Raw genomic sequence first — 25,078 nt, 5'->3', positions numbered from 1 at the left:
TTACAACTTGAGGAGAGAGATTGATGGGAATGTTGAGCTGGACAGAAAAAAGCAGCGATGTGTTGCAACAAGGCGGTGTGATAGGCCCTGACGAGCGCCTGCCCTGGCCGCAAACCTCGGTGATGGGGGTGCAACACGTGATCGCCATGTTTGGCTCCACGGTGCTGGCGCCCCTGCTCATGGGTTTTGATCCCAACATTGCCATTTTGATGAGCGGCATAGGCACGCTGATTTTCTTCGTCATCACCGGCGGCAAGGTGCCGAGTTATCTGGGCTCCAGCTTTTCCTTCATCGGTGTGGTGATTGCCGCCACGGCTTATGCCGGCAAAGGCGCCAATGCCAACATCGGTGTGGCGCTGGGCGGCATCATTGCCTGCGGCGCGGTCTACACCCTGGTTGGTTTCATCGTGCAGGCCATCGGCACGAACTGGATCGAACGTTTCATGCCACCCGTGGTGACCGGCGCGGTGGTCGCGGTGATCGGCCTGAACCTGGCCAGCATCCCGGTCAAAAACATGGCGGCCAGCAACTTTGATTCATGGATGCAGGTGGTCACCTTTGTCAGCGTGGCGCTGGTCGCCGTGATGACACGTGGCATGGTGCAGCGCTTGCTGATCCTGGTTGGCCTGATCATGGCCAGCATTATTTATGCGCTGCTGACCAACGGCCTGGGCTGGGGCAAACCGATTGATATCTCGGGCATCGCCAACGCCGCCTGGGTCGGCATGCCGAACTTCACGGCCCCCGTGTTCACGGCCAACGCCATGATGCTGATCGTGCCGGTGGTGATTATTCTGGTCGCCGAAAACCTGGGCCACATCAAGGCCGTGACGGCCATGACCGGCAAAAACCTGGACGTCTACATGGGCCGGGCCTTCATAGGCGACGGTGTGGCGACCATGGTCTCGGGCAGCGCCGGCGGCACCGGTGTCACCACCTACGCCGAAAACATAGGCGTGATGGCGGCCACCAAGATTTATTCGACCGCCGTGTTTGTGGTGGCAGCGCTGATTGCCGTGCTGCTGGGTTTCAGCCCCAAGTTCGGCGCGCTGATCCAGGCGATTCCGCTGCCGGTGATGGGCGGCGTGAGCATCGTGGTGTTTGGCCTGATCGCGATTGCCGGCGCCCGGATCTGGGTCACCAACAAGGTTGACTTTTCGGACAACAAAAACCTGCTGGTCGCGGCCATCACCTTGGTGCTGGGCACAGGCGACTTCACCCTGAAGTTCGGCCAGTTCGCGCTGGGCGGCATCGGGACCGCCACCTTTGGCGCCATCCTGCTTTACGCCTTGCTGAACCGCCAGGCCAAAAGCTAACGCCCTGCGCGGAGGCTTACTTCGATGAGGCTGCCTTGGCTTGCGCCAGGGCGGCCTTTGTTTTTTCCAGCTCTTGCTCCAGGCTGGCGCGTTCATCAATTTCCTGCTCCAAGACCTGATTCACCTGCGCGAGGTCCTCGGCCGAGGCCTGGATACGGGTTTCCAGCAAATCGGTTTTCTGCAGCGCTTGCGCCACTTCACCGGTTTGCAGCTGGCCGGGAATTTCCTGCTTGAGCACGGTGTTGATCACCAGCAACTCGTCGGCCGATTGCGCCACCGTGTCTTTGACGGCTTCGTTCTGATCCAGCGCACGCTCCAGGGGCGTGGTCACGGTAGAGGTTTTGGACGGCTGGGGCATGATGGAGATAAGGTGGTGGATGGAACGGAGCGTGGACTGACCGCGACGAGCGACGCGGCCCTCAGCGCCACAGCCAATATACCCCGCGACGGGTAGGGCCCAGGCAAAGGCCCATACCGCGAGCGGGTTTTAAGCCGCCAGATCACCAGGAGGACCTCAAGGCGGCGACTTTCCGGGCGCGGTTTGGCCGCTTTTGGGAGGCTCGGGCGGCGAGTTGAACAGCTTGCCCAGGGTGGCACCCAGCCGCGCGCCTATGGCCGTGCCGACACCTGGCAACACCGCTGTGCCCAACACGGCGCCGGTCACCACACCCCGGGGCACCGAGACCTTCACCTGGTCCAGCGGGCCGCTGAGTTTCAGCGGCAGCCCGACCACACCGTCCACCAGATCGACCGCAAACTCGGCTTCGATTTGCCGGTTGGCGATGCGGGCCTGGCCGGTGGCGCTGAACGCCCCCGACCGCGCGGTGATGCCGGTGTAAGTCAGCACCATGCCCTGCGGCGTGTTTTGCGTGGCGAGCTGGCCGGCAACGGCATCCAGCGCGGTTTGCCCCCCATAACTTTGGCCGAAACTGCGAATGGCCTTGTCCAGGTCCAAGCGCAGCAAGGTGGCGCGGCCCATGGTGAAGCGGGTTTGGGTGTGCAGCGATTGGGCGATTTGGCCCACCGTGTCGCCACGGGCCGACAAGGTGGTTTCCCCCGACACCTTGCCGGCAATCACGGAGCGGCGGTTGAAGGCCGCCAACGCCTGCGTCAGCTCGATCTCGCGCGGCTGCAACTGGCCGTCCAGCTGCAGCCGGCCATGGGCGCTGGTTTGCAGCTGCACCTGGCCGTGTGCCGTGCCGCCGCCGGTACGGATGCGCACTGCCCACACGCCGCCCTGCCCTTGCCGGCTCAGAGCCAGATCGGTGACGGGCTGCACACCCGGGCGCCTGAGCTGCGCCGTGCGGGGCCGCCAGGCCGGGTCAAAGTCGATCTCGCCTTCGTAAACCACGGCCACGCCGCGGCGCGAGACCCAGGTCAAGTCACGAAACTCCAAACGCGCCAAAGGCGTGCTCCCGGCATGCTCGTTGGCCACATCCAGCGTCTGGTCCAGCGCGCGCAAGGCCACTTGCGGCACCACGGCGCCGTCCAGCGCCAGGCGATCCAGTGTGAGCCGGCGCGCCAGCAGCGCCTTCAGGTTCGGGTAGACCGTGATTTTTTTTGCCGTGATGGCTGGCGCCTGCTGGGTCGCCGTGTCGATCAACACCACGGCCGGCACCGGCAGCAGTTGCCAGCGCAGCGCACCTACCGTCACCGGAACACCCAGGCGGCGCTGCAACTCGGCCGCTGCCCTGGCGGCCAGCGATGCGTCATGGGGCAGCCACAGCGCCAGAGCCAGCCACGCGGCGCCCGCCAGCGTGGCCAGCACGCCGGCGCCCACCATCCATTTGTGTCTAGCTTGCATGTCAGCCCAGCTTAGCCGCCGGTCTGGGCCCGCCATGTAGGCTGCAATCTCTTTATAGTCAAGGCATTCAAGCCATGGGACATTTGCAATGCGTATCTGGAAACAAGACATTTCGCTCGAACTGCTGAACGCCAACAACGCCAACAGCGCGGTGACTCACTTGGGCATCGAGTTCCTGGAGGTCGGCGACGACTTCATACGCGCCCGCGTGCCGGTCGATGAACGCACGCGCCAGCCTTATGGCTTGTTACATGGCGGCGTGTCGGTGGTGCTGGCCGAAACGCTGGGCTCTTGCGGCGCCGCGTTTGCCGCCCCCGCCGGCCACCGCACCGTGGGCCTGGACATCAACGCCAACCACCTCAAGGGCACCACCAGCGGCTGGGTCACCGGCATCACCCGCCCGGTGCACATTGGCCGCAGCACCCAGGTCTGGGCCATCGAACTGACCAACGACGCCGGCGAGTTGACCTGTGTCTCGCGTATCACCATGGCCATGTTGAGCCCACGTTAAGCATCCAATCGGCCTCCAGCCCTTGCAAGACGGGCGCAAGCCGCTATGGGTTCAGGAGCAAATGACGGCTTAGCCCGCACCGGAATATAGGGTTTACCCTAGATTTCAGGTTGCCGGCTGCTAAGATTTGGGACTTCAGTCGTGCGCCCTGGCGCCGTCGTCCCTCTTACGGAGCCGTCCCCCGATGTCTGTTCTTGACCGTGTACGCCACCCTGGCCTGCAATCCCGAATCATGTCGGCCGAAGCGGCCGCCGCGCTGATTCCCGCCGGCGCCAACGTCGGCATGAGTGGTTTCACTGGCTCGGGTTATCCTAAGGCCGTGCCGCAGGCACTGGCCAAACGTATTGAAGGTTTGCACGCCGCCGGCGAAGAATTCCGCATCAGCATCTGGACCGGCGCCTCGACCGCGCCCGAGCTGGACGGCGCGCTGGCGCAGGTGGACGGCATCGAAATGCGCCTGCCCTTTCAGTCGGACCCGATCTGCCGCCAGAAAATCAACTCCGGCCAGATGCATTTCGCCGACATGCATTTGTCGCACGTGGCGCAACATGCCTGGTTCGGCTTTCTGGGCAAGCTGGACGTGGCGGTGATCGAGGTGGTCGGCATCCTGCCGGACGGGCGCCTGATCCCGTCCATGGCCGTGGGCAACAACAAGACCTGGCTGGACCTGGCCGACAAGGTCATCATCGAAGTCAACACCCTGCAGCCCGAGGCCCTGGAAGGCATGCACGACGTGTATTACGGCACGGCGCTGCCGCCCAACCGCAAGCCGATTCCGCTGGTCTATACCGACGACCGCATTGGTGAGCCCTATCTGCGCTGCGACCCGGACAAAATTGTCGCCATCGTCGGTGTGCACCAGGCCGACCGCAACACAAGTTTTGCCGCGCCCGATGACAACTCCCAGCGTATCGCCGGCCACATCATCGACTTCCTGCAAGAGGAAGTGAAACAAGGGCGGCTGCCCGAGAAGCTGCTGCCGCTGCAGTCCGGCGTGGGCAACGTCGCCAACGCCGTGCTGGCGGGTCTGAACGACGGGCCGTTTGAACACCTGACGGGTTTCACCGAAGTGTTGCAGGACGGCATGCTGGACCTGCTGCGTTCGGGCAAGATGGACTTCGCCTCGGCCACCGCGATCTCGCTGAGCGCCGAGGCGCTGGCCGACTTCACGGCCAACCTGGCCTTTTACCGCGAACGCATCGTCCTGCGCCCGCAAGAGATCAGCAACCACCCCGAGCTGGTGCGGCGTCTGGGCATCATCGCCATGAACGCGATGATAGAAGCCGACATCTACGGCAACATCAACTCCACCCACACCATGGGTTCCAACATGATGAACGGCATAGGCGGCTCGGGCGACTTTGCACGCAACGGCTACCTGTCCTTTTTTGTGACGCCCTCGGTGGCCAAAGGCGGCAGCATCTCCTGTATCGTCCCCATGGTCTCGCATGTGGACCACACCGAACACGATGTGCAAATCATCGTCACCGAACAAGGCCTGGCCGATCTGCGCGGCCTGTCACCACGCCAGCGCGCCCAACGCATCATCGAGAACTGCGCCCATCCGGATTTCAAGGACGCCTTGCTGGACTACACCGAACGCGCCTGGGACCACGGCCCGGGCCGCCACACGCCACATTTGCTGGACGAGGCCTTGAGCTGGCACCAGCGTTATGTCAAAACCGGGGACATGCGGGCAAACAAGGTTTAACGGCCTGAGGCCAAGCTGTTTTTAAGGAAAATTGGCCTCTAGCCCATATGCAGCGGGCGCAAGTAGCTACCTACTTGATAGCAAAAAAAATCGCTGCACTTATTCGCTGGCAGCCCGGGCCATACGTTCGCTTTTCCAGTACACGTCGTCGCCGCCGTTCATGCGATTCAGCACACGCGACAACACAAACAGCAGGTCACTCAGGCGGTTCAGGTATTGGCGCGGCGCCTCTTTCAAGGTCTCCAGCTTGTCCAGCGCCACCACCGCGCGTTCGGCACGGCGCGCCACCGTGCGGCAGACATGGGCTTGTGAAGCCGCGCGTGAGCCGGCCGGCAAAATGAATTCCGCCAGGCGCGGCAAGGTGGCGTTGTAAGTGGCCAGCGCCGTGTCCAGTTGTGCCACCGCCTCGGCCTTGAGCAGCTCGAAGCCGGGAATCGACAACTCGCCGCCCAGGTTGAAGAGCTGGTGTTGCACGTCGACCAGCAGCTCACGCACATCGGCCGGCATCTCTTCACACAGCAGCAAGCCGATCTGCGAGTTCAGCTCGTCCACATCCCCCATGGCATGGACCCGCAGGCTGTCCTTGGAGACCCGCGTGTTGTCGCCCAGCCCGGTGGTGCCGTTGTCGCCGGTGCGGGTGGCGATTTGTGAAAGTCTGTTGGCCATAAGAAACTCGGTGAAAAGAGGTGGGCGCCTAAGCGCAAAGCCTGCGCGAGAAGCGTTACGCGAGGCAAGGAAATGTGAGGTCGTGCGCCCACATGTCAGCAAGGAAACACCCTGCAAAAGTGCTGGCCGCTTCTCACTTGCTGCGATGCAATAGCCCCTTCGTTTTATCTCCAAGGGCATCGGCATGCGCGTTCAAAAACATTCTATTCCCAACGTCGGCGTCCCCAGCGTCTGGCTGCTCGCCGCCTTGGCCATGGGTGCGGCAGGCGCCGTGCGGGCCCAGACCGCCCCGTCACCGGTCGATACGCACGCCCCAGCAGCGCATGTTGTCACCACGAGCACAGCCATCCCGCAAAACGCCATCACCAACCGGGAGCTGGATGCCGCCTTCAACCGGGCAGACACCAACCACGATGGCCGGCTGACACGCCAGGAAGCCGAACGTTTTCCGGCCCTGGAGCAACGCTTCGAACAAATCGACCTCAACCACGACGCGTTTATTTCGCGCGACGAGTTCATCAAGGCCGCAGGCTCCTGATCCCCTCAAGCGCCTGCGCTCGGTGCAGGCGGCAAGGCCTCAGACCGGGTAGACCTTCACCGGCCGTGTGGCGACCGGGAAACCGGCCGCACCCAGGGTGTCGGCAATGGTTTTATTGGTGTCGAAATACACCTGCCAGTAGTGGTCGGTATGGCAATGCGGGCGCACCGCCAGCTTGGGGCCAAACTCGTTGAACTCCAGAATCTCCACATCCACACCCGGCGTTTGGGTGATGTTGGCCACCTGGGCCACGGCCTCCTTGAGCAGGACGATGGCTTTGTGCACGTCGGCGCTGCCCGCCAGTTGCGCCACCAGTTCCACACGGCGGTGCGGATTCGCGGTGTAGTTCTTGATATCGCCGCCCATGACCTTGCCGTTGCCGACAATGGTTTTGACGTTGTCCGGCGTGTTGAGGGTGGTACCGAACAAACCGATCTCCAGCACCGTGCCTTCCACCCCGCCGGCGTTGACATAGTCACCCACCACATAAGGGCGCAGCACCAGCAGGAAAATGCCGGACGCAAAATTGCCGAGCAGCCCGCTCCAGGCGGCCCCAATCGCCACACCCGCGCCCGCCACCAGGGCCGCGAAACTGGTGGTCTCGACACCGAAGTAACCCAGGATGGCCACCACCAGGATGATGTTCAGCGCCACGGTGATCAGACTCACCAGGTAACGCTGCACCGTGGGGTCGATTTCCTGCCGCGTCATGCCGGCGCCCACCAGGCGTGTCACCAGGCCAATCAGCCAGCGCCCGATGATAAAAACAGCGATGGCGCCTATGGCCTTGAGACCAAAAGCCACCAGGATGGGTTGGGCCTGGTCTACCCAGCCGGTCAATTTTGCTGAATCCATTGCGCTACTCCATAATGTTTTGTTGTTTGAAGCCTCGGGCATCTTAGGAGGCCGCTGGTATCCTGTAAACCGGATCTGCGCGCCCCACGCCCTGGCGCGCCGAGAAAAAACATCACGACGTGAAGTATTTGGAAAGCCACCATGAACGCACCCCTGCCCTCGCATTTGCTCCCCGAAATCGCCCAGCGTGAAACACCGGCCGCGCTGATAGACGCGCTGAAGACCCGTTTTGCCGAACGTTGTTCCACCGCCCTGGTGGTGCGTGAGCAGCATGGCCGCGACGAGTCCTCGTTTGCCGCGCCGCCGCCCGCCGCCGTGGTGTTTGCCGAAACCACGGCCGATGTGGCCGACGCCGTGAAACTCGCCAGCCAGTACAACGTGCCGGTGATCCCTTTTGGTGTCGGCACCTCGCTGGAAGGCCATTTGCTGGCGGTGCAGGGCGGCATCAGCATCGATGTGAGCCGCATGAACAAGGTGCTGCATATCAATGCCGAAGATTTGACGGTCACCGTGCAGCCCGGCGTGACCCGCAAACAACTCAACGAAGAAGTCAAAAGCACAGGCCTGTTTTTCCCGATCGACCCGGGCGCCGACGCGACCCTGGGCGGCATGAGCGCGACACGCGCCAGCGGCACCAACGCCGTGCGTTACGGCACCATGCGTGAAAACGTGCTGGCGCTGGAAGTGGTGACGGCCAGCGGCGAGGTCATCCGCACCGGCACACGCGCCAAAAAATCATCGGCCGGCTACGACCTGACGCGCCTGATGGTGGGCAGCGAAGGCACCCTGGGCGTGATCACCGAAGTCACCGTCAAGCTTTACCCCCTGCCGGAAGCGATCTCGGCGGCGATCTGTTCTTTCCCCAGCATTGAAGCGGCCGTGCGCACCACGATTGAAGTGATCCAGTTAGGTGTGCCAATTGCGCGTGTGGAACTGATAGACCACAACACCGTGCGTATGGTCAATGCCCACTCCAAACTCAGCCTGCGCGAAGAACCGATGTTGCTGATGGAGTTTCACGGCTCGCCCAGCAGTGTCAAGGAACAAGCCGAGCTGGTGCAGGAAATTGCCAGCGGCCACGGCGGCAACGCCTTTGAATGGGCCAGCACGCCCGAAGAACGCACACGGCTGTGGACGGCTCGGCACAACGCCTATTTCGCCGCCATCCAGAGCCGGCCCGGCTGCCGCGCCATTTCCACCGACACCTGCGTGCCGATCTCGCGCCTGGCCGACTGCCTGCTGGAGTCCATCGCCGAGGTCGATGCCAGCGGCATCCCTTATTTCCTGGTCGGCCATGTGGGCGACGGCAACTTCCATTTCGGCTACCTGATCGACCCGACCATTCCCGAAGAACGCGAAGTCGCCGAAGCCCTGAACCACAAGCTGGTGGAACGCGCCCTGAGCCTGGAAGGCACGTGCACCGGCGAACACGGCGTGGGCCTGCACAAGATGGACTTCCTGGTCACCGAGGCCGGCCACGGCGCGGTGGACATGATGCGCACCATCAAACGGGCGCTGGACCCGAAAAACATCATGAACCCGGGCAAGATTTTTACGCTGTAAGAGGCTGGGCGCCAGGCCCAGCCCGTGGCGCCATTTTTCAAGCCAAATCGGCCTCCAGCCCTGACCTCACCTGCGGAAGCAGCTATCAATTTTGATAAGCCACGAGTCCGCTGCTGGCGCGGCCGAAAATTATTTCGCATCCGAGGGAATAAAACCCTGCGCCCCGCGCTCTTATGCGCATGATCCTGACGGCGGAGTCCCGCTACAACCTATGGGTGCGCGAGCACTACCGCTTCTTGCTACGCAGCGCCTGGGCGCTGATGGGTTCGCGCGCGGTCGCTGAAGACGTGGTGCAGGACTGCTTCACCAGCGCCTGGAAACACCGCAAACAACTGCGCGACCCGGCGCTGGCGCGTGCCTGGCTGTTCCAGATCATGCGGCGCCACGCCTTGCGCCACATGGCGCCGCAACCGCAGGCGCTGGATGACGACGACCTGCTGGCCGACGAGGCCGCGCCCGAAGGCAGCCTGGACGACCAGCTCGACGTGGTCAAGGCCCTGGCACGCATCGCACCCATACACCGCGAGGTGCTGGTGCTGTTTTATTTCGACGACATGCCCACCGCGCAGATGGCGCAGGCGCTGGAAATCGCGCCCGGCACCGTGCTGTCGCGGCTGGCACGGGCGCGCGAAGCGCTGAAAACCGCGATGCGCCCCACCGCCGCCCTCACCCCGGCCACTGTGGCCGCTGTGCCCCTGGACAGACGTCTGCGAAAGGTCTGAGATGCCGGATCAACGCCCCCCCGACAGCGCCTTCGATCTGCGCGCCCGCGCCGAACTGGCCCTGGCCTTCGACCCCGGCCAGCCGCCCGCGCAACTGTTTCGCCACACGCCGCTGTGGGCGCGTCTCGGCGTGCAACGCGCGGTAGCCGCCCTGCTGCTGGCCGCCACCGGCACCACGGCCGTGCTGGCCATGCGTCCGCCGGCCCTGGTGCGCGACGCGATTGAACACGAATATTACGAACGCACCTTGCGCGGCAACTTCATCGACAGCCGCCAAGTCTTGCAACACCTGGGCCTGAGCCCGGAACAGGCGCTGCCCGGCTACCCGCAACTGATTCGTCCCTGCGACATCGACGGCCACCTGGCCTACCACCTGACCACCTTTTTTGAAAAAGGCGGCATGGTCACGGTGTTTGCCTTCGACGACGCCACCGCCCTGCCCGACGCCAGCGGCTGGTGGGGCAATGTCTATTGGCAAGTCATCACCGCGCGCAATGGCAAACCGCTGGTGCTGGTGGCGCAAAAAGAAAAAGCCCTGGGCGTGGCGCAAGCCGCGCTGCAGGCCGCGCCGCCGCTCACGTCAGCCGTCACTTCCCCTCGACCGTCCACGGCAACACCGCCGCCGGGCTCTTTTGTTTTTCCCACCCCACCCATTTCACAGGAGACTCCATGACTGTTGCCCTCACTTCCCTGCCCCGTCGCCGCCTGCTCACAGGCAGCGCCGCCGCCCTTGCCGGCGTCGGCCTGGCCAGCTGGTCACAAGGCGCCTTGGCGCAGGCCGCTGCCGCCAAGCCGCTGCCGGCCTACGTGGGCTGGAAAAACGCGTCCGACGTCATCGTGCACAGCAGCACCACGCTGGAAACCAAACGCAGCGCCTTCGGCACCAGCGGCATCACACCCAGCAGCCAGCTCTACATCCGCAACAACCTGCCGGCACCCGATGCCGCCATCGTGGCCGACCGTGACGCCTGGGAAATCGCCGTGGGCGGTGTGAAAAACCCGCGCAAGCTGACTGTGCGCGAGCTCAAGACCCTGGGCCTGGAAACCGTGACCACGGTGTTGCAGTGTTCGGGCAACGGCCGCGGCTTTTTCCCGAGCAAACCCAGCGGCACACCCTGGACAGTGGGCGCCGCCGGTTGTGTGGTCTGGAGCGGCGTGCCGGTGCGCGCCGTGGTCGAGTCCCTGGGTGGCGTGAGCGCCGGCATGCGTTACCTGACCGGCACAGGCGGCGAAAAGCTGCCCGAAGGCATTGACCCGAAAAGCATCATCGTCGAGCGTTCGGTACCCGCCGCCGCCATGCAGGATGCGCTGCTGGCCTGGGAAATGAATGGCGAGCCCATCCCGCTGGCCCATGGCGGGCCGCTGCGCCTGATCGTGCCGGGTTACCAGGGTGTGAACAACATCAAGTACATCAAACAGCTGGCCTTCACGGCGCAGGAGAGCGACGCCAAGATCATGTCGCACGGCTACCGCATGTCGCCCCCAGGCGGCAAGGGCGACCCGAGCCAGCCTTCGGTGCAGGAGATGAGTGTCAAGTCCTGGATCAACTCGCCCCTGCCCGAAAGCGGCACGCTGGCCGCTGGCGGCGTGGTGCAGATCCAGGGCGTGGCCTTCGGTGGCCTGCATGCCGTCAAGGGTGTGGAGGTGTCGATCGACGGCGGCAAGAGCTGGCAGAAGGCCCGTTTCATCGGCCCCGACATGGGCAAATACGCCTGGCGCCAGTTCGTGCTGCAGGCCAAGCTGCCAGCCGGCACCTACACCCTGGCCAGCCGCGCCACCGACACAGCGGGCAACGTCCAGCCCGAGACGCGTGGTGAAAACCAGAGCGGCTACAACAACACCAGCTGGGCCGACCACGCGGTCAAGGTCACCGTGGCCTAAGCACCGACCTGCCGTTTCACAGCGCCGCCCCACCCTGGTCCCTCGGGCCTGGGTGGGCCGCTGCTTGACGCAAGCCCCTTCATTTTTTAAGACACCATGACCATGATTTTCAAGACATCCTCCTCCCGCCACCTGCGCGCCCTGGCCCTGCCGGCGCTGCTGCTGAGCTGCGGCCTGGCCGCTGCGGCCGGCAACGCCGACCAACTGGCCATCGGCAAAAAACTCTTCTCCACCTCCGTGCCAGCCTGCGCGGTCTGCCACACGCTCAAGGACGCCGGTGCTGAAGGCGCTGTCGGCCCGGTGCTGGACGAGTTGCAGCCCGACGCGGCGCGTGTCGCCAAGGTCTTGCGTGATGGCCTGGGCAGCATGCCTTCTTTCAAGACCAGCCTGAGCGAAGCGCAGATCCAGGCGTTGTCGGCCTACGTCGCCCAGGCCAGCCGCGGCGGGAAATAACCGGCGTCACGTTGCGACCGGCATGACGCTGCCGGATCAAACAGACAGGCGCTGACAGCACAAAGCCCTGGCGAGCCTCCTCGCCAGGGCTTTGTTTTTTTGACCGCTGCCAGCGTTTCAGGCAAATGTCACCTGAAACGCTGCTGGCCTTATTTCGCCTTGCCTTGCGACAGGTCCATGACCATGCGTGTGGCCAGGTAGAGGCGCGGCACGATGGTGTTGATCTGCACGTATTCGGCGTTGTTCGAATGTGCGCCATAACCGCTCAGGCCCATGCCTTCAACCACACCACCCTTGGTCTGCAAAGCGGCAAAAGCGGCATCGGTGCCGCCGCCGGTTGCCACATCAAGCACCTTCATGGGCAGGCCCAGCTCTTCGTAGATGGCCTGACCGAGCTTGGCCACACTGCGGCTGGCGGCCGTGGCTTCCAGCGGTGGGCGGCGCACTTCAAACTTGACCTGCACCCTGGCGTCGGGCAGCAGTTTGTTTTTGACCTTGTCCTGCAACGCGGTTTGCAGGGCGGTGAAGTCGGACACCTTGAGCGCGCGCGCATCGGCCTGGGCCTTGGCCAGGGCCGGGATCACGTTGCGGTTGGTGCCGATCTGGGCCACGGTCCAGTTCAGTTTCAAACCATTTTCAGGCTTCGACAAGTCCTTCATCTGCAGCAACTGGTGCGACAGCTCGTACAGCGCGTTCACGCCGTCTTCGGGCTTGGCGCCGGCATGGGACGATTTGCCCTCGACCGTCAGGTAGGCCGCGCCTATGCCGCTGGTCGCCAGGCGCAGGCTGCCGTCGGTGCCGCCGCCTTCAAACGACAGCACCACGTCCTGGTCCGCGGCCACGCGGGTGATGGTGCTGCGCGCGCCGGGCGAGCTGATTTCCTCGTCGCCGTTGATCAGCACGGTGAGTGTGCCGTAGTCCTTGAACTGGAGTTTTTGCAGCATCGCCACGGTGTGGATGATGGCCGCCACGCCCTGCTTGTCGTCCGAGATGCCGAGGCCGTAGGCGCGCTCGCCGTCGATGCGGAAAGGCTGGTCTTTGAGCATGCCGCGCAGGTAGACCGTGTCCATGTGCGCAATCATCATGATCTTGCGTGTGCCCTTGCCCTTGAACTCGGCCTGCACCATGGGGCCGACCTTTTCCGGCGTGTCGTCCATGCGGTAGACATCGCTGGGCTGCAACACCTGCACCTGGCCGCCCAGTTGTTTGAAGCGATCGGCCACCAGCGCGGCGATCTTCGTCAGGCCTTCTATGTCCTTGCTGCCCGATTCGATGTGCACCAGGTCACGCAACGTGTCGAGCAGGGGCTGCTGCTGCTGCTGGGCCAAGGTATACACCTCGGCCACCGGGGCGGCATACGCGGCGCTTGCGGCCAGGGCCAGCGCCACGACGAGCACGTGTGGGCGGAAAGAAGGGTAACGGACAAGGGCATCAGAACGCATAAGCCACCTTCAAAAACAATAAGTAAAAAACGATTATCACGGCCACGCGGTCCCACGCACCCGCGACGCAGATTTTGCTTTCATTTTGATAGCTGCTTGTGCTTGCCAGGCAAGGGATGCAGGCCTATTTGACTTGTATTTTGGTGCCACGCCACAACGCAACGACGCCGCCTGCGTACGCAGGTCACGGCTGGATGCATGAACGGATCCGGCGTTTTTGCAATTTCGGCCGGAAAGCGTAGGATGCCAAAAACAACAATTAAACCCACAAAGGCAGGTACGCGCGATGAAAACTCTCGACGACTTGCTGGACAACGCCGCCAGCCCTTCCCAGCCCACACGGCGTGTCTTGCTGGTGGGCCTGTTATCGGCCTACACCGCTTCCCTGATTCCCTGGGCGCTGGCGCAACCGGTGGCCGGCGCCGAGCAGGGTTCGTTTGTTGCTGTCTCTGCCCTGCTGGCCGGACGTCAGGCCCTGGACAACGTCCTGGCCACACGCCTCTACGACGCGTTAAAGGCGGACGATCCCGGCTTTCCGGCGGCGACCAAAGCCCTGCTCACACTGATCAACGAACGCAAGATCGATCCCCTGCAATTGCAGCAACTGCTGGATAGCGAACAGTCGCCACTCGCCGCGCTGCCGCGCAAAATCGTCACCGCCTGGTACATGGGCATCGTCGGCAACGGCGACAAGGCGCGTTGCCTGGCTTATGAACATGCACTCAACGCCGCGGTGGTTGAAGACATCCTGAAACCGCCGACCTACTCCTACGGTGTTTACGCCAGCTGGGAAAAGAAACCAACCTGAGGAGCGCAACATGGCAGAGCAGTTGTCGGCTGACTTCGTTGTCATCGGCTCCGGAATCCTGGGCGCCATCACGGCGCAGCATTTTTTAATACTCGGTGCCTCCGTGCTGATCCTGGAGGCGGGGCCACGTGTCACACGCGATGAAATTGTTGTGCGTTTTCGCAACTCCCCCCGCAAAAGCGACTGGATGTCGCCCTACCCGGCTGCCCCTTGGGCGCCACACCCGGTGTACCAGCCCAAGGACGACGGCTACCTGGTCCAGGCCGGCCCCTACCCCTACCCCGCCGAATACATCCGTGTGGTCGGTGGCACCAGTTGGCATTGGGCGGCCCAGGCCTGGCGCATGGTGCCCAACGACATGCGGATCAAAAGCCTGTATGGCGTGGGTGTTGACTGGCCTTTCAGCTACGAAGAGCTGGACCCGTATTACCAGCAGGCCGAGGAGATCATGGGGGTCGCGGGCGCGCCCAACACCGGCTCGCCGCGCAGCAAACCCTTTCCCATGCAGCCTGTGGCCGAGCCTTATGCCATGCGCCGTCTGCGTGAGCGGCTGGCACCGGTTTATGCTGTGGTGGGCAACACGGTCGCACGCAACAGCCGCACCTACGGCGGCCGGCCCGCCTGCTGCGGCAACAACAGTTGCCAGCCGATTTGCCCGATTGATGCCCAGTACCACGGCGGCATTGCGGCTGCAGACGCCGAAGCCGCTGGCGCCAAACTGATCCCGAACGCCAATGTCTATCGGATCGAACATGACGCGCAGGGGCGCATCGCGGCGGTGCATTATTACGACCCCGACAAGGCCAGCCACCGCGTCACTGGCAAGACCTTTATTCTGGCGGCCAACGGCATCGAAAGCCCACGACTCTTGTTGCTCTCCGCCAGCGACAAATATCCCCAAGGCCTGGCCAACAGCTCCGGCATGGTGGGCCGCAACCTGATGGACCACCCCAGCACCTCCTTGACCTTCGATGCCGAGGAAGAGTTGTGGCTGGGACGCGGGCCACAAAGCCCCAATTCCATCAACACCTTGCGTGATGGCGCCTTCCGCGCCGAACATGCGCCGTACCGCCTGGACTTCACCAACATCTCGCGGGTGGCCGGCGCCACGCAGGCCCTGATTGACCAGGGCGTGTATGGCCCGGAACTGGAAAAACGTTTGCGCTACAGCGCCGCGCATGAACTCAACGTCAAGAACGTGCTGGAGGTGTTGCCGCACCCGGACAACCGTATCACCCTGAGCGACCAGAAAGACGCCATGGGCATCCCCAAGCCGCAGGCGCATTACGCCATCGACGAGTACACACGCAAAGGCGCCGAGGTGTCCAAGGCCGACTTTGCGCGTATTGCCGAGCTGATGGGCGGCAGCAACCTGCGTTACAGCAAGGACGGCAGCTTCGCGAACAACCAGCATATCTGCGGCACCATGAGCATGGGCAAGGACGCGAAAACCTCGGTCGTCAACGAGTTCGGCCGTTGCCATGACCACGAGAACCTGTTCATCACCAGCACCGGCGTGTTGCCGACCGCGGGCACCTGCAACTCGACACAAACCGGGCTGGCCGTGGCGCTGCGAACGGCAGAACACATCCTGCCAAAAAGTGCGGCCCCCGGCACCCCGGGTGCGCCCACGCAAGGGGCCACACGATGAAAGCGCTGACGCCTCTGGCCCTGCCTCTCGCCGCGTTGCTGCTGGCGCTTCACGGCCCGGCTGCGGCCCAGGCAGCAGCTAACGCCGACCCGGCCCTGGTCCAGCGCGGCCAATACCTGGCCACGGCCGGGGATTGTGTGGCCTGCCACACCGCCCCCGGCGGCAAGGCCATGGCCGGCGGCTTATCGCTGCCGACGCCGCTGGGCGCCATCGTATCGACCAACATCACGCCCTCGAAAACCCACGGCATAGGCAACTACACGCTGGCGCAGTTCACCGATGCCTTGCGCAAGGGCGTGCGCGCGGACAGGCAACACCTCTATCCGGCCATGCCTTACACCTCTTACGCGCTGGTCACCGATGATGACGCCAAGGCCATGTATGCCTATTTCATGCAGGCGGTCCCGCCCGTCGATAGCGCGCCGCCGGCCACAGCCCTGCCCTTCCCCTTCAACATCCGGCTGTCCATGGCCGCGTGGAACCTGTTGTTTCTCGACGGCCGGACCTTCTCCCCCGATGCCAGCCAAAGTGTCGAGTGGAACCGCGGTGCCTACCTGGCACGCGGACTCGCACATTGCAGCACCTGCCACAGTCCGCGCAACCTGATGATGGCGGAGGACTTCTCGCGCGATTTGGGCGGTGGTGATGTCGGCCCCTGGCATGCGCCCAACATCACCTCGGACAGCAACAGCGGCATAGGCGGATGGAGCGAGCAAGAGCTGGTGAGTTATATGCGCCAGGGTTATGCCGCCAACAAGGCCCAGGCCTCCGGCCCCATGGCCGAAGCCATAGACCACAGCTTGCGCCACCTGAACGAGGCCGACTTGCGCGCCATGGCGGTCTACCTGAAAACCGTGCCGGCACAACGCGATGCGGCCGACACCCAGCCGGTCTACGCCTGGGGCAAGGCCTCCGATGACCTGAACAGCATACGCGGCGTGGCCCTGCCCAAGGACCTCAACGACATGACCGGCCCGCAACTCTACGACGCCCACTGCGCCACCTGCCACCAGGCCCGCGGCCAGGGCAGTTTCGATGGCGGTTTGCCACCGCTGTTTCACAACACGGCGCTGGGCCGGGCCAACACCAACAACCTGGTCATGGTGATGCTGGAAGGCATTCAGCGCCAGGCCGACACGACCGAGATCCGCATGCCGGCTTTCGCCAAGCAGCTGTCCGACCGGCAGATTGCCACCCTGGGCACCTACCTGGGCCAGCGTTACGGCAACCCGCAAGCCCGCGTCAGCGCCGAGCAGGTGAAAAGCTTGCGGGCCGGTGGCGGCTCGTCCAACCTGGTCTGGATAGCACGGCTGGGCATGCTGGCGGTGGTTGTGCTGGTGATCGCCGCGTTTTTCGGCCTCAGGCGGCGCCAGCGCGAGCAGTAAGCGGACGGCCCGGGACCGGTCAGCAGACTCAATTACAAGGAGTGGGCATGAGCACGCAACTGGAACGCAACAAACACAACGTCACGAGTTTTTACGAGCTGATGTTCAACCAGTGCCAGCCGGCCGAGGCGGTGCGCCATTTCGTCGGCCTGGCCTATACCCAGCACAACCCGCAGGTGGCCGATGGCATCCCGGCCTTCATTGCCTACTTCGAACATATGGCCAGGGAATATCCCGGCAAACGCGTGCATTTCAAACGTGTGATCGCCGAGGGCGACTACGTGGTCCTGCACTGCCACCAGGAATGGCCGGGCGGCGACGACTGGGCCGGCATCGACATTTTCCGCCTCGACCACGAAGGCAAAATTGTCGAACACTGGGATGTGCTGCAGCAGGTGCCTAAAACCTCGGCCAATACCAACACCATGTTTTAAGCGCCCTGCGGCGCGGCTTATTTGCCGCCGCGCAGGCGTTCGATCAGGCCGTTGAGTTCGTCCAGGGAGCTGAACTGGATCGCGACTTCACCCATGTCTTCACGCCGGCCATTACGTTTGACCTGCTTTTTGACACGCACCTCGACCTCGGCCATCAGCAGGTCGGCCAGCTCTTCCTCGACGCGGCGGGTGTCGCGGGATTTTTCCTTGTGCACTTTTTGCGGCCTCAGGGAAAACTCGGCGCCCAGTTTTTTGACCAGGCTTTCGGCTTCACGCACCGACATTTTTTTCGCGGCAATCTGGTTGCCGGCGGTGATCTGGGTGGCCCGGTCCAGGCTCAGCAAGGCCCGCGCATGGCCCATGTCGATGTCACCGGCCATCAGCATGGTCTGCACCGGATCGGCCAGATTCAGCAGGCGCAGCAGGTTGGACGCGGCACTGCGCGAACGTCCCACGGCCTGGGCCGCCATTTCGTGAGTGAGCCCAAACTCTTTCACCAGGCGTTGCAGGCCTTGAGCCTCTTCCAGCGGATTCAGGTCTTCACGCTGGATGTTTTCGATCAAGGCCATGGCCGCGGCCGACTCGTCGGGCACATCACGCACCAGCACCGGCACACTGTCCAGGCCGGCAATTTTGGCCGCGCGGAAGCGCCGTTCACCGGCAATGATTTCGTATTTGCCGTCGTTGACACCGCTGCTCAGGCGCCGCACCAGGATGGGCTGCATGATGCCCTGGACCTTGATGGACTCGGCCAACTCGTACAACGCGCCTTCGTCCATGCGGGTGCGCGGTTGGTACTGGCCGGCGACCAGGTCGGTCAGCAGCAAGGAGGCCGGCAGCCCCGGGTTGCTGGGGCTGCCCGGGCTGTTTTCCAGCACGTTGGCCGACTCGCCGACGGTGGGGCCCAACAAAGCCTGCAATCCTCGGCCCAAGCCTTTGGGTTTTTTCGTGACCATGGTTTCCTTTTTCTCAGATATTCGGTTTTGGCTTATTCGGCCGTGTTGCCGCCCAGCGACTGCAACACGCCGCGCCACAAGGCGTCACGCTCTTCATAAGGCTGCGCATCCTGCCGGCCGCTGGCGCGCTCCCAGACCGAGGTCAGCACCAGCACAACGCCGCTGGCGGGCTGCACGTAAACGGCCTGGCCGTGGATGCCCTGCATCGCAAACGTGCGCGCCTTCATCGGCATCAGCCAGAACTGGTAGCCGTAACCAAAATACGGCGTGGCCCGGCGCGGCTTGAAGGCCGGCGGCTGGCGCGCCGGATCGGTGGCGTCCAGCAGGTAGTCGCGCGGCAGCACCTGTTGTGTGCCGACCTGGCCGTCATGGGCCAGCAGCAGGCCGAGCCGGCCCCAGTCGCGCAGGCTGGCATTGAAGGCGCCATGGGCTAGTTCCTGCCCATCGACACCGACACGCCAGAAGGCGTCGTGTTCGGCACCCATGGGTTGCCACAACCACTCGCTGGTGAGGGCTGCCATGTTTTTGCCGGTGGCGGCGACCAGCACACGGCCCAACACATCGGTTTCGGCGCCGGCATAGACAAATTTTTCACCCACCGGCGAGTGCCGGTCGGTGATGGACTTCAGCACATCCAGCGGCTTGCCGGCACCCGGTGCACCGGCTGCTGCACGCGCCAGACGCGCGACGTCGTCAGTGCCGTCATACCGCTCCGTGAAGATGAGGCCAGAACTCATGCGCAACAGCTGGCGTATGGTCGTGGCGCCGTAAGGGCTGCCGGCCAGGGCGGGAACGTATTGGTCGGCCCTGTCGTCCAGCGAGGCGATCAGGCCCAGCGCGTTCGCCTTGCCGACCAGCAAGGAGGTCACGCTTTTGGCCATGGAGAAGGACAAAAAGCGCGCGTCGTCCTTGCGGCCGTAGCGGTAATACTCGGCGACGATTTCACCGTTTTTCAGCACCAGCAAACCCGTCGCACGCTGACGCTCCAGATACTCGGCCAGGGTGTAACTAATGTTGCGATAGCGGTAACGGATGGCCGGCGGCTGTGCGGCCTGGGGCAAGGCGCTGGCCTCGGCCGCGTGCGGCACCGCCCGGGTCAGGATACCGGGCACCTTGTTCAGCGCCGACCAGGCACCCACACGGTAGGGGTTGTCGTACCAGGTGCGAGCCGTGCCCAGCGGGTAGTTCTGCGCCTTGCCCAGCAAGGCTTCATCGGGTTCGGCCCAGGCCGGCGTGACCAGTGCCGCGAAGGCGGCCAGCAGCCATGCGGCGCGGGGCATGCGGGCGTTCAAGCTGCGGCCTGCGGAGTGGGTGCCGCCAGCGCCTGCAGGCGCTGCAACCGGGCGTGGGCCTCGGGCCAATCACCCAGGCCGCTGTCGGCGTTGAGGTGGCCCAGCGGGCCGACATCGACAACCTCGGCGCCCCAGGCTGCAGCGAACTCACGGGCACGCTCGGGCCGGCAATAGGGGTCGCGGCTGCTGGCCAGCACCACGGACGGAAACGGCAGCTTCTGCAAAGGCACAGGCGCCCAGCTGGTGAGCATCTGCCGCACTTCCTCGCGGTCCACATCGGGCGGCGCCACCAGCAGCGCCGCCTTGACGCGATGGGTGTTGCGCGAGTGTGCGGCCCAGGCCGCGGTGAGGATACAACCCAGGCTGTGTGCCACCAGCACGACGGACTCGTCGCTGCCCAGCACCACATCCTCCAGCCTGGCCACCCAGTCGCCGCGCAGTGGCCGCTGCCAGTCGTGCTGCTCGACGCGCTGGTAACCATGCGCCTTCTCCCACAGGCTTTGCCAGTGGTCGGGGCCGCTGTTTTGCCAGCCGGGAAGCATCAGGACATTCGAAGGTTTCATTGCTGGAGGGGCTTTTTGCTCTGTTTTTGATAGCTATTTACGCTCATGCTGCCAGGGCTGGAGGCCGATTTCTTATATAAATGCGGCCTCACATGACCTTGATGCGCTGCACCATCTCTTCGGCAAACGCGACAAAGGCCTGCGCGCCCTTGGACGAAGGATCAAACACCACGCCGGGCAAGCCGTAGCTGGGCGCTTCGGCCAGGCGCACATTGCGCGGGATCACGGTGTTGAAGACCTTGTCGCCGAAATGATCCTTGAGCTGCTCGCTGACCTGCTGCTGCAAGGTGATGCGCGGATCAAACATCACCCGCAGCAGCCCGATGATGGACAAGTCCTTGTTGAGGTTGGCGTGCACCTGCTTGATGGTGTTGACCAGGTCGGTCAGCCCTTCCAGCGCAAAATATTCACACTGCATGGGCACGACCACGCCATGGGCGCAACACAAGCCGTTGAGCGTCAGCATGGACAGCGAAGGTGGGCAATCGATCAGCACGAAGTCATAGTCGGTGGCGACGGCTTCCAGGGCCAGCTTCAGACGTTTTTCGCGGCGCTCGACTTCCACCAGCTCGACCTCGGCACCGGCCAGCTCGCGGTTGGCGCCCAACACGTCGTAGCCACATTTTTCGCTGTGCACACGCGCCTCGGCGACCGTGGCCGATTCGAGCAAGACGTCGTAGACCGTGAGTTCCAGCTTGCGTTTGTCCACGCCCGAACCCATGGTGGCATTGCCTTGCGGGTCCAGGTCAATCATCAACACGCGCTGGCCGACTTGGGCCAGGCCGGCCGCCAGATTGACCGTGGTGGTGGTTTTACCCACCCCGCCCTTCTGGTTGGCCACACAGAAAATCTTGGCTTTTTTGGCCCCTACCGTTTTCACTTCGGCGCTTGGGCTGCTGCCCGACGAAGCGGAATTGACGGGAGGCGAGCCGTCGCCGCGTTCGTTGGCCGCATTGGGGACTAATTTTTCCGGGGGCATGGCAGCAAAAAAGTGAGCGGTGGGCAGGGGCTGGGGTTCTGTGTTCATTTGGAGATGGCCAGCTTGATACCGAAGCCAATCAAAAACACGCCCGCGGCTTTTTCCAGCGCGGTCGAGATTTTAGGATTGGCCCGGATACGTTCGGCCAGGTAATAGGTGAGCAGCACGGCGATCAGGCCATACAAAAAGGTCAAGGAGGCAATGGTCGCGGCCATCACGGCAAAGGTTTTCAGGCCCTGATGGTGGGCCGGATCAACAAACAGCGGGAAAAAGGCCATGTAAAAAACAATCGCCTTGGGATTCAGCAAGGTGATCAACATGGCCTGGCGAAAGTAGTGGTGCGGCTTGATCTGCAGCAGGGGCGCATCGCCGGGTTTGGCCAGCAGCATCTTGATGCCCAGGAAAGCCAGGTAGGCCGCGCCCAGCCACTGCACCGCATGAAAGGCCGTGGGGTAAGCCGCCATCAAGGCCGACACGCCGGCCACCGCGGCCCAGAGCAGGAGCTGGTCACCGGCAATCACACCCAAGGTGGCGCCCATGCCGCCGGCCAGGCCGCCTTTGCCGGTCGAGGTGATCAGCGCCAGGTTGCCGGGCCCGGGAATCAGCAGAAACACGATGATGGCGACAACAAAAGCACCGTAATCGGCAACGCCGACAAATGAGCCCAGCATGGAAATCCCCAGAAATTGAGGTCTTGAGTTTACGTCAGCCCACGCGGCTGGGATTCAGGCGATTCAACAATATCAACGCTTGCCGGGCCACTTCAACGCGGCCCGGCCGTCTCAAACCGTGGTTTTGGGCCGCAACCAGACGATGCAGCGCTCGGCCGCCAGGCCGGGCACCTGCAGTTGTTCCACGTGAAACACCTCGACGCCAGGCGCCAGGGCGGTGATTTCATCGGCCGGGTGTTTGCCTTTCATGGCCAGCCAGACCCCGGCAGGCGCCAGCGCCCCGGCTGACCACTGCGTGAAATCGACCAGCGAGGCAAAGGCCCGCGAACAAATCACGTCAAAGGGCTGGGCCACGTTTTCCACCCGGGCGTGCAGGCCGGTCAGGTTCGGCAGCTTCAGCGCCAAGACGGCTTGTTTGATAAACGCGGCTTTTTTGGCCACTGTGTCCACACAGGTCACGGCCACCGCCGGACAACAGATGGCGATCACCACGCCCGGCAAGCCGGCGCCCGAACCCACGTCCAGTAAACGGCTGCCCTGCCCCAGCCCGGCTTGTTGCAGATGACGCTGCAAAGGCACGATGGCTGCCAGGCTGTCCAGCAGATGATGGGTCATCATTTCCGCCGGGTCGCGCACCGCCGTCAGGTTGTAGACCTTGGTCCATTTGCCGATCAGCGCCTGGTAGTCCAGCAACTGGCCCACCTGCTGGTCGTTCAACTCCAGCTGCAGCGCTTTCAGGCCCGCGCGCAAATCCTGTTCCGCGCCCGACATCAGGCGTCGACCTGCGCGGTGGCAGTCAGGGGTGTCGTGTTTTTCCAGAGGTTTTTCTTCAGGTGTACCAGCAGCAGCGACACCGTGGCTGGCGTGATACCGGAGATACGCGAAGCCATGCCCAAGGTTTCCGGCCGGTGTTTGGCCAGGGTTTGCCTTGCCTCGAAACTCAGGGCCGAGACCTGCAGGTAGTCCAGGTCGGCCGGGAGTTTGAGGTTCTCGTAATGGGAAGCACGCTCCACCTCGGTTTTCTGCAGGTCGATGTAGCCGGCGTATTTGACGGCAATTTCAATCTGCTCGATCACGCTGCGCGCCATGTCGGCGACGGCCGATGTTTCACGTGAAACAGCCGGCGCCAGTTCGGGGTTGAGGTACTTGCCTTCGTTCAGCGACATCAGTGCCGCGTAGTTCACATCCGGGCGCCGCAGCAGGTCCAGCAGGTTGTATTCGTGTTCAATCGCCTTGCCCAACACCCGTTCGGCCTCGGCCACCGGCAGGCTGCGCGGATTCACCCAGATGGCGCGCAGGCGTTCTGTTTCACGTGAAACAGCATCGCGTTTGCGGTTGAAAGCATCCCAGCGCGCGTCATCGACCAGGCCCAGCGCCCTGCCCTTTTCGGTCAGGCGCATGTCGGCATTGTCTTCGCGCAGCATCAGGCGGAACTCGGCCCGGCTGGTGAACATGCGGTAAGGCTCGGTCACACCCTTGGTGATCAGGTCATCCACCAGCACGCCCAGGTAGGCCTCGTCGCGCTTGGGCAGCCAGGCCTCCTTGCCCTGGCACTGCAGCGCGGCATTGATGCCGGCAAACATGCCCTGGGCTGCCGCCTCTTCGTAACCTGTCGTGCCGTTGATCTGGCCGGCGAAGAACAGGCCGCCAATGGCGCGGGTCTCAAAGCTGGTTTTCAGCGCACGCGGGTCGAAGTAGTCGTATTCGATGGCGTAGCCAGGCCGCAGGATGTGGGCGTTTTCCATGCCCACCATGGAGCGCACCAGCTCGTACTGGATGTCAAACGGCAGGCTGGTCGAGATGCCGTTGGGGTAAACCTCATGCGTGCTCAGGCCTTCGGGCTCCAGGAAAATCTGGTGGCTGTCCTTGTCGGCAAAACGGTTGATCTTGTCTTCCACGCTGGGGCAATAACGCGGACCCACACCGTCGATTTTGCCGGTGAACATGGGGCTGCGGTCAAAGCCGGAGCGAATGATGTCGTGGGTGCGTTCATTGGTATGCGTGATCCAGCACGACACCTGCTGGGGGTGGGCGATCTGCCCGCCCATGAAGCTGAACACCGGCACTGGCCCGGCGATGCCGCCCGGCATGCCGTCACCCGGCTGTTCCGTGCATTTGCTGAAATCTATGCTGCGGCCGTCAATCCGTGGCGGTGTGCCGGTTTTCAGCCGGCCCTGCGGCAGCTTGAGTTCTTTCAGGCGTGCGCTCAGCGACACCGCCGGCGGGTCCCCTGCCCGGCCCGCCGCGTAGTTGTTCAGGCCGACATGGATCTTGCCGTCCAGAAAGGTCCCGGCCGTCAACACCACAGTCCGCGAACGGAACTTGATGCCGACCTGGGTCACGGCACCGACCACGCGGTCGCCTTCGACCATCAGGTCATCGACCGCCTGCTGGAACAGCCACAGATTCGGCTGGTTCTCGATCATGCGGCGTATCGCCGCCTTGTACAAAATGCGGTCGGCCTGGGCCCGCGTGGCGCGCACGGCCGGGCCCTTGGAGCTGTTCAGGATGCGAAACTGGATGCCGCCCTCGTCGGTGGCCAGCGCCATCGCGCCGCCCATGGCGTCCACCTCTTTCACCAGGTGGCCCTTGCCGATACCGCCTATCGAGGGGTTGCAGCTCATCTGGCCCAGGGTCTCGATGTTGTGCGTCAGCAGCAGGGTCTTGCAGCCCATGCGGGCGGCAGCCAGCGCGGCCTCGGTCCCGGCATGGCCGCCACCGACCACGATCACGTCAAATTCTTGCGGATAAATATAAGGCGAGTGCATCACGCCTCCTTCAATAAAGCGGCCTTCAGGCCAGATGCCTGTACGCCATGGAGCTGCCCGATTTGGGTGAATGACCCGGGCCGGTCATACCTGCTGCGGCCGGCGCCAC

General features: G+C 63.5%; 25 protein-coding genes. 13 read left to right on the top strand and 12 right to left on the bottom strand.

What is annotated here, in order from left to right; all coding sequences use genetic code 11:
- Positions 1-23: 23 nt before the first annotated feature.
- Positions 24-1,316, top strand: coding sequence for a solute carrier family 23 protein (locus ACHMXK_RS22350; protein ID WP_397442890.1), 1,293 nt, complete (start codon positions 24-26; stop codon positions 1,314-1,316).
- Between the two features lie 16 nt (positions 1,317-1,332).
- Here ACHMXK_RS22350 and ACHMXK_RS22345 read toward each other — a convergent pair whose 3' ends face one another.
- Together ACHMXK_RS22345 and ACHMXK_RS22340 are read right to left on the bottom strand one after the other, a co-directional pair.
- Positions 1,333-1,674 (bottom strand): hypothetical protein, encoded by a 342-nt coding sequence (locus ACHMXK_RS22345; RefSeq protein WP_397442888.1) that lies wholly within the window; start codon positions 1,672-1,674, stop codon positions 1,333-1,335.
- A 156-nt stretch (positions 1,675-1,830) separates the two neighbouring features.
- Positions 1,831-3,120, bottom strand: a complete 1,290-nt coding sequence (locus ACHMXK_RS22340) for an AsmA-like C-terminal region-containing protein (RefSeq protein WP_397442887.1) — start codon at positions 3,118-3,120, stop codon at positions 1,831-1,833.
- An 88-nt stretch (positions 3,121-3,208) separates the two neighbouring features.
- On the opposite strand from ACHMXK_RS22340, the gene ACHMXK_RS22335 reads away from it, so the two are divergent.
- Both ACHMXK_RS22335 and ACHMXK_RS22330 read left to right on the top strand, forming a co-directional pair.
- Positions 3,209-3,631 carry a hotdog fold thioesterase gene (locus tag ACHMXK_RS22335; RefSeq protein WP_397442886.1) on the top strand — a complete coding sequence of 141 codons (423 nt, stop codon included), beginning with the start codon at positions 3,209-3,211 and terminating at the stop codon, positions 3,629-3,631.
- A gap of 184 nt (positions 3,632-3,815) precedes the next feature.
- Positions 3,816-5,342, top strand: a complete 1,527-nt coding sequence (locus ACHMXK_RS22330; protein WP_397442884.1) for an acetyl-CoA hydrolase/transferase family protein — start codon at positions 3,816-3,818, stop codon at positions 5,340-5,342.
- 99 nt (positions 5,343-5,441) lie between these two features.
- Here ACHMXK_RS22330 and ACHMXK_RS22325 read toward each other — a convergent pair whose 3' ends face one another.
- On the bottom strand, positions 5,442-6,008 hold the full coding sequence (locus ACHMXK_RS22325; protein WP_397442883.1) for a cob(I)yrinic acid a,c-diamide adenosyltransferase: 567 nt from the start codon (positions 6,006-6,008) through the stop codon (positions 5,442-5,444).
- A 184-nt stretch (positions 6,009-6,192) separates the two neighbouring features.
- Between ACHMXK_RS22325 and ACHMXK_RS22320 the strand changes: the two genes are divergently transcribed.
- The gene (locus ACHMXK_RS22320) at positions 6,193-6,546 is read left to right on the top strand and encodes an EF-hand domain-containing protein (protein WP_397442882.1); all 354 of its coding nucleotides are present in this window, start codon (positions 6,193-6,195) and stop codon (positions 6,544-6,546) included.
- 39 nt (positions 6,547-6,585) lie between these two features.
- Here ACHMXK_RS22320 and ACHMXK_RS22315 read toward each other — a convergent pair whose 3' ends face one another.
- A complete protein-coding gene (locus ACHMXK_RS22315; protein WP_397442881.1) occupies positions 6,586-7,401 on the bottom strand; it encodes a mechanosensitive ion channel family protein in 816 nt (271 codons plus the stop codon).
- 141 nt (positions 7,402-7,542) lie between these two features.
- Between ACHMXK_RS22315 and ACHMXK_RS22310 the strand changes: the two genes are divergently transcribed.
- The 5 genes from ACHMXK_RS22310 to ACHMXK_RS22290 all read left to right on the top strand — a co-directional run bounded on the left by ACHMXK_RS22310 (position 7,543) and on the right by ACHMXK_RS22290 (position 12,020).
- Complete coding sequence (locus tag ACHMXK_RS22310) at positions 7,543-8,964, top strand: FAD-binding oxidoreductase (protein WP_397442879.1); 1,422 nt, start codon at positions 7,543-7,545, stop codon at positions 8,962-8,964.
- Positions 8,965-9,143: 179 nt separating this feature from the next.
- Positions 9,144-9,686 (top strand): RNA polymerase sigma factor, encoded by a 543-nt coding sequence (locus ACHMXK_RS22305; protein WP_397443108.1) that lies wholly within the window; start codon positions 9,144-9,146, stop codon positions 9,684-9,686.
- A gap of 1 nt (position 9,687) precedes the next feature.
- Positions 9,688-10,359: a hypothetical protein gene (locus ACHMXK_RS22300; RefSeq protein ID WP_397442878.1), complete on the top strand. Its 672-nt coding sequence runs from the start codon at positions 9,688-9,690 to the stop codon at positions 10,357-10,359.
- On the top strand, positions 10,356-11,567 hold the full coding sequence (locus ACHMXK_RS22295; protein WP_397442877.1) for a sulfite oxidase: 1,212 nt from the start codon (positions 10,356-10,358) through the stop codon (positions 11,565-11,567). Before ACHMXK_RS22300 ends, ACHMXK_RS22295 begins: the two co-directional genes overlap by 4 nt.
- Before the next feature lie 102 nt (positions 11,568-11,669).
- Complete coding sequence (locus ACHMXK_RS22290) at positions 11,670-12,020, top strand: c-type cytochrome (protein WP_397442876.1); 351 nt, start codon at positions 11,670-11,672, stop codon at positions 12,018-12,020.
- A 149-nt stretch (positions 12,021-12,169) separates the two neighbouring features.
- On the opposite strand, the gene ACHMXK_RS22285 is transcribed toward ACHMXK_RS22290, so the two are convergent.
- Complete coding sequence (locus tag ACHMXK_RS22285) at positions 12,170-13,462, bottom strand: M20/M25/M40 family metallo-hydrolase (RefSeq protein ID WP_397442875.1); 1,293 nt, start codon at positions 13,460-13,462, stop codon at positions 12,170-12,172.
- Between the two features lie 286 nt (positions 13,463-13,748).
- On the opposite strand from ACHMXK_RS22285, the gene ACHMXK_RS22280 reads away from it, so the two are divergent.
- Genes ACHMXK_RS22280 through ACHMXK_RS22265 form a run of 4 tightly spaced genes read left to right on the top strand, consistent with a single transcriptional unit; the run spans position 13,749 to position 17,740 of the window.
- Positions 13,749-14,270 (top strand): sugar dehydrogenase complex small subunit, encoded by a 522-nt coding sequence (locus ACHMXK_RS22280; RefSeq protein WP_397442874.1) that lies wholly within the window; start codon positions 13,749-13,751, stop codon positions 14,268-14,270.
- A gap of 10 nt (positions 14,271-14,280) precedes the next feature.
- On the top strand, positions 14,281-15,921 hold the full coding sequence (locus ACHMXK_RS22275; protein ID WP_397442873.1) for a GMC family oxidoreductase: 1,641 nt from the start codon (positions 14,281-14,283) through the stop codon (positions 15,919-15,921).
- A complete protein-coding gene (locus ACHMXK_RS22270) occupies positions 15,918-17,306 on the top strand; it encodes a c-type cytochrome (protein WP_397442872.1) in 1,389 nt (462 codons plus the stop codon). The genes ACHMXK_RS22275 and ACHMXK_RS22270 overlap by 4 nt, the downstream gene beginning before the upstream one ends.
- Before the next feature lie 47 nt (positions 17,307-17,353).
- Complete coding sequence (locus tag ACHMXK_RS22265) at positions 17,354-17,740, top strand: nuclear transport factor 2 family protein (RefSeq protein WP_397442871.1); 387 nt, start codon at positions 17,354-17,356, stop codon at positions 17,738-17,740.
- Positions 17,741-17,757: 17 nt separating this feature from the next.
- On the opposite strand, the gene ACHMXK_RS22260 is transcribed toward ACHMXK_RS22265, so the two are convergent.
- The 7 genes from ACHMXK_RS22260 to mnmG form a co-directional block, all read right to left on the bottom strand.
- Entirely contained in the window at positions 17,758-18,696 is a 939-nt protein-coding gene (locus ACHMXK_RS22260; protein WP_397442870.1) for a ParB/RepB/Spo0J family partition protein, read from the bottom strand.
- A gap of 32 nt (positions 18,697-18,728) precedes the next feature.
- Complete coding sequence (locus tag ACHMXK_RS22255; RefSeq protein WP_397442869.1) at positions 18,729-19,976, bottom strand: serine hydrolase domain-containing protein; 1,248 nt, start codon at positions 19,974-19,976, stop codon at positions 18,729-18,731.
- 8 nt (positions 19,977-19,984) lie between these two features.
- On the bottom strand, positions 19,985-20,551 hold the full coding sequence (locus tag ACHMXK_RS22250; protein ID WP_397442868.1) for an RBBP9/YdeN family alpha/beta hydrolase: 567 nt from the start codon (positions 20,549-20,551) through the stop codon (positions 19,985-19,987).
- An 88-nt stretch (positions 20,552-20,639) separates the two neighbouring features.
- Positions 20,640-21,578, bottom strand: a complete 939-nt coding sequence (locus ACHMXK_RS22245) for a ParA family protein (RefSeq protein ID WP_397442866.1) — start codon at positions 21,576-21,578, stop codon at positions 20,640-20,642.
- Positions 21,575-22,201, bottom strand: a complete 627-nt coding sequence (locus ACHMXK_RS22240; protein ID WP_397442865.1) for a LysE family transporter — start codon at positions 22,199-22,201, stop codon at positions 21,575-21,577. Before ACHMXK_RS22240 ends, ACHMXK_RS22245 begins: the two co-directional genes overlap by 4 nt.
- 111 nt (positions 22,202-22,312) lie before the next feature.
- The gene (rsmG, locus tag ACHMXK_RS22235) at positions 22,313-22,972 is read right to left on the bottom strand and encodes a 16S rRNA (guanine(527)-N(7))-methyltransferase RsmG (protein ID WP_397442864.1); all 660 of its coding nucleotides are present in this window, start codon (positions 22,970-22,972) and stop codon (positions 22,313-22,315) included.
- Entirely contained in the window at positions 22,972-24,969 is a 1,998-nt protein-coding gene (gene mnmG, locus ACHMXK_RS22230) for a tRNA uridine-5-carboxymethylaminomethyl(34) synthesis enzyme MnmG (protein ID WP_397442863.1), read from the bottom strand. The genes rsmG and mnmG overlap by 1 nt, the downstream gene beginning before the upstream one ends.
- Positions 24,970-25,078 lie beyond the last annotated feature (109 nt).

Source organism: Polaromonas sp. UC242_47, assembly GCF_044452385.1.
Classification (GTDB): domain Bacteria; phylum Pseudomonadota; class Gammaproteobacteria; order Burkholderiales; family Burkholderiaceae_C; genus Polaromonas.
This window is presented reverse-complemented; position numbering and strand designations above follow the sequence as displayed.

What these genes read in the sequence shown, in the direction of transcription:
- ACHMXK_RS22310 (WP_397442879.1), top strand. Translation starts at nt 7,543, where the DNA reads ATGAACGCACCCCTGCCCTCGCATTTGCTCCCCGAAATCGCCCAGCGT.
- ACHMXK_RS22325 (WP_397442883.1), bottom strand. Translation starts at nt 6,008, where the DNA reads ATGGCCAACAGACTTTCACAAATCGCCACCCGCACCGGCGACAACGGC.
- ACHMXK_RS22295 (WP_397442877.1), top strand. Translation starts at nt 10,356, where the DNA reads ATGACTGTTGCCCTCACTTCCCTGCCCCGTCGCCGCCTGCTCACAGGC.
- mnmG (WP_397442863.1), bottom strand. Translation starts at nt 24,969, where the DNA reads ATGCACTCGCCTTATATTTATCCGCAAGAATTTGACGTGATCGTGGTC.
- ACHMXK_RS22275 (WP_397442873.1), top strand. Translation starts at nt 14,281, where the DNA reads ATGGCAGAGCAGTTGTCGGCTGACTTCGTTGTCATCGGCTCCGGAATC.
- ACHMXK_RS22260 (WP_397442870.1), bottom strand. Translation starts at nt 18,696, where the DNA reads ATGGTCACGAAAAAACCCAAAGGCTTGGGCCGAGGATTGCAGGCTTTG.
- ACHMXK_RS22305 (WP_397443108.1), top strand. Translation starts at nt 9,144, where the DNA reads ATGATCCTGACGGCGGAGTCCCGCTACAACCTATGGGTGCGCGAGCAC.
- ACHMXK_RS22315 (WP_397442881.1), bottom strand. Translation starts at nt 7,401, where the DNA reads ATGGATTCAGCAAAATTGACCGGCTGGGTAGACCAGGCCCAACCCATC.
- ACHMXK_RS22345 (WP_397442888.1), bottom strand. Translation starts at nt 1,674, where the DNA reads ATGCCCCAGCCGTCCAAAACCTCTACCGTGACCACGCCCCTGGAGCGT.
- ACHMXK_RS22350 (WP_397442890.1), top strand. Translation starts at nt 24, where the DNA reads ATGGGAATGTTGAGCTGGACAGAAAAAAGCAGCGATGTGTTGCAACAA.
- ACHMXK_RS22330 (WP_397442884.1), top strand. Translation starts at nt 3,816, where the DNA reads ATGTCTGTTCTTGACCGTGTACGCCACCCTGGCCTGCAATCCCGAATC.
- ACHMXK_RS22280 (WP_397442874.1), top strand. Translation starts at nt 13,749, where the DNA reads ATGAAAACTCTCGACGACTTGCTGGACAACGCCGCCAGCCCTTCCCAG.
- ACHMXK_RS22255 (WP_397442869.1), bottom strand. Translation starts at nt 19,976, where the DNA reads ATGCCCCGCGCCGCATGGCTGCTGGCCGCCTTCGCGGCACTGGTCACG.
- ACHMXK_RS22270 (WP_397442872.1), top strand. Translation starts at nt 15,918, where the DNA reads ATGAAAGCGCTGACGCCTCTGGCCCTGCCTCTCGCCGCGTTGCTGCTG.
- ACHMXK_RS22335 (WP_397442886.1), top strand. Translation starts at nt 3,209, where the DNA reads ATGCGTATCTGGAAACAAGACATTTCGCTCGAACTGCTGAACGCCAAC.
- ACHMXK_RS22340 (WP_397442887.1), bottom strand. Translation starts at nt 3,120, where the DNA reads ATGCAAGCTAGACACAAATGGATGGTGGGCGCCGGCGTGCTGGCCACG.
- ACHMXK_RS22285 (WP_397442875.1), bottom strand. Translation starts at nt 13,462, where the DNA reads ATGCGTTCTGATGCCCTTGTCCGTTACCCTTCTTTCCGCCCACACGTG.
- ACHMXK_RS22240 (WP_397442865.1), bottom strand. Translation starts at nt 22,201, where the DNA reads ATGCTGGGCTCATTTGTCGGCGTTGCCGATTACGGTGCTTTTGTTGTC.
- rsmG (WP_397442864.1), bottom strand. Translation starts at nt 22,972, where the DNA reads ATGTCGGGCGCGGAACAGGATTTGCGCGCGGGCCTGAAAGCGCTGCAG.
- ACHMXK_RS22245 (WP_397442866.1), bottom strand. Translation starts at nt 21,578, where the DNA reads ATGAACACAGAACCCCAGCCCCTGCCCACCGCTCACTTTTTTGCTGCC.
- ACHMXK_RS22265 (WP_397442871.1), top strand. Translation starts at nt 17,354, where the DNA reads ATGAGCACGCAACTGGAACGCAACAAACACAACGTCACGAGTTTTTAC.
- ACHMXK_RS22320 (WP_397442882.1), top strand. Translation starts at nt 6,193, where the DNA reads ATGCGCGTTCAAAAACATTCTATTCCCAACGTCGGCGTCCCCAGCGTC.
- ACHMXK_RS22300 (WP_397442878.1), top strand. Translation starts at nt 9,688, where the DNA reads ATGCCGGATCAACGCCCCCCCGACAGCGCCTTCGATCTGCGCGCCCGC.
- ACHMXK_RS22250 (WP_397442868.1), bottom strand. Translation starts at nt 20,551, where the DNA reads ATGAAACCTTCGAATGTCCTGATGCTTCCCGGCTGGCAAAACAGCGGC.
- ACHMXK_RS22290 (WP_397442876.1), top strand. Translation starts at nt 11,670, where the DNA reads ATGATTTTCAAGACATCCTCCTCCCGCCACCTGCGCGCCCTGGCCCTG.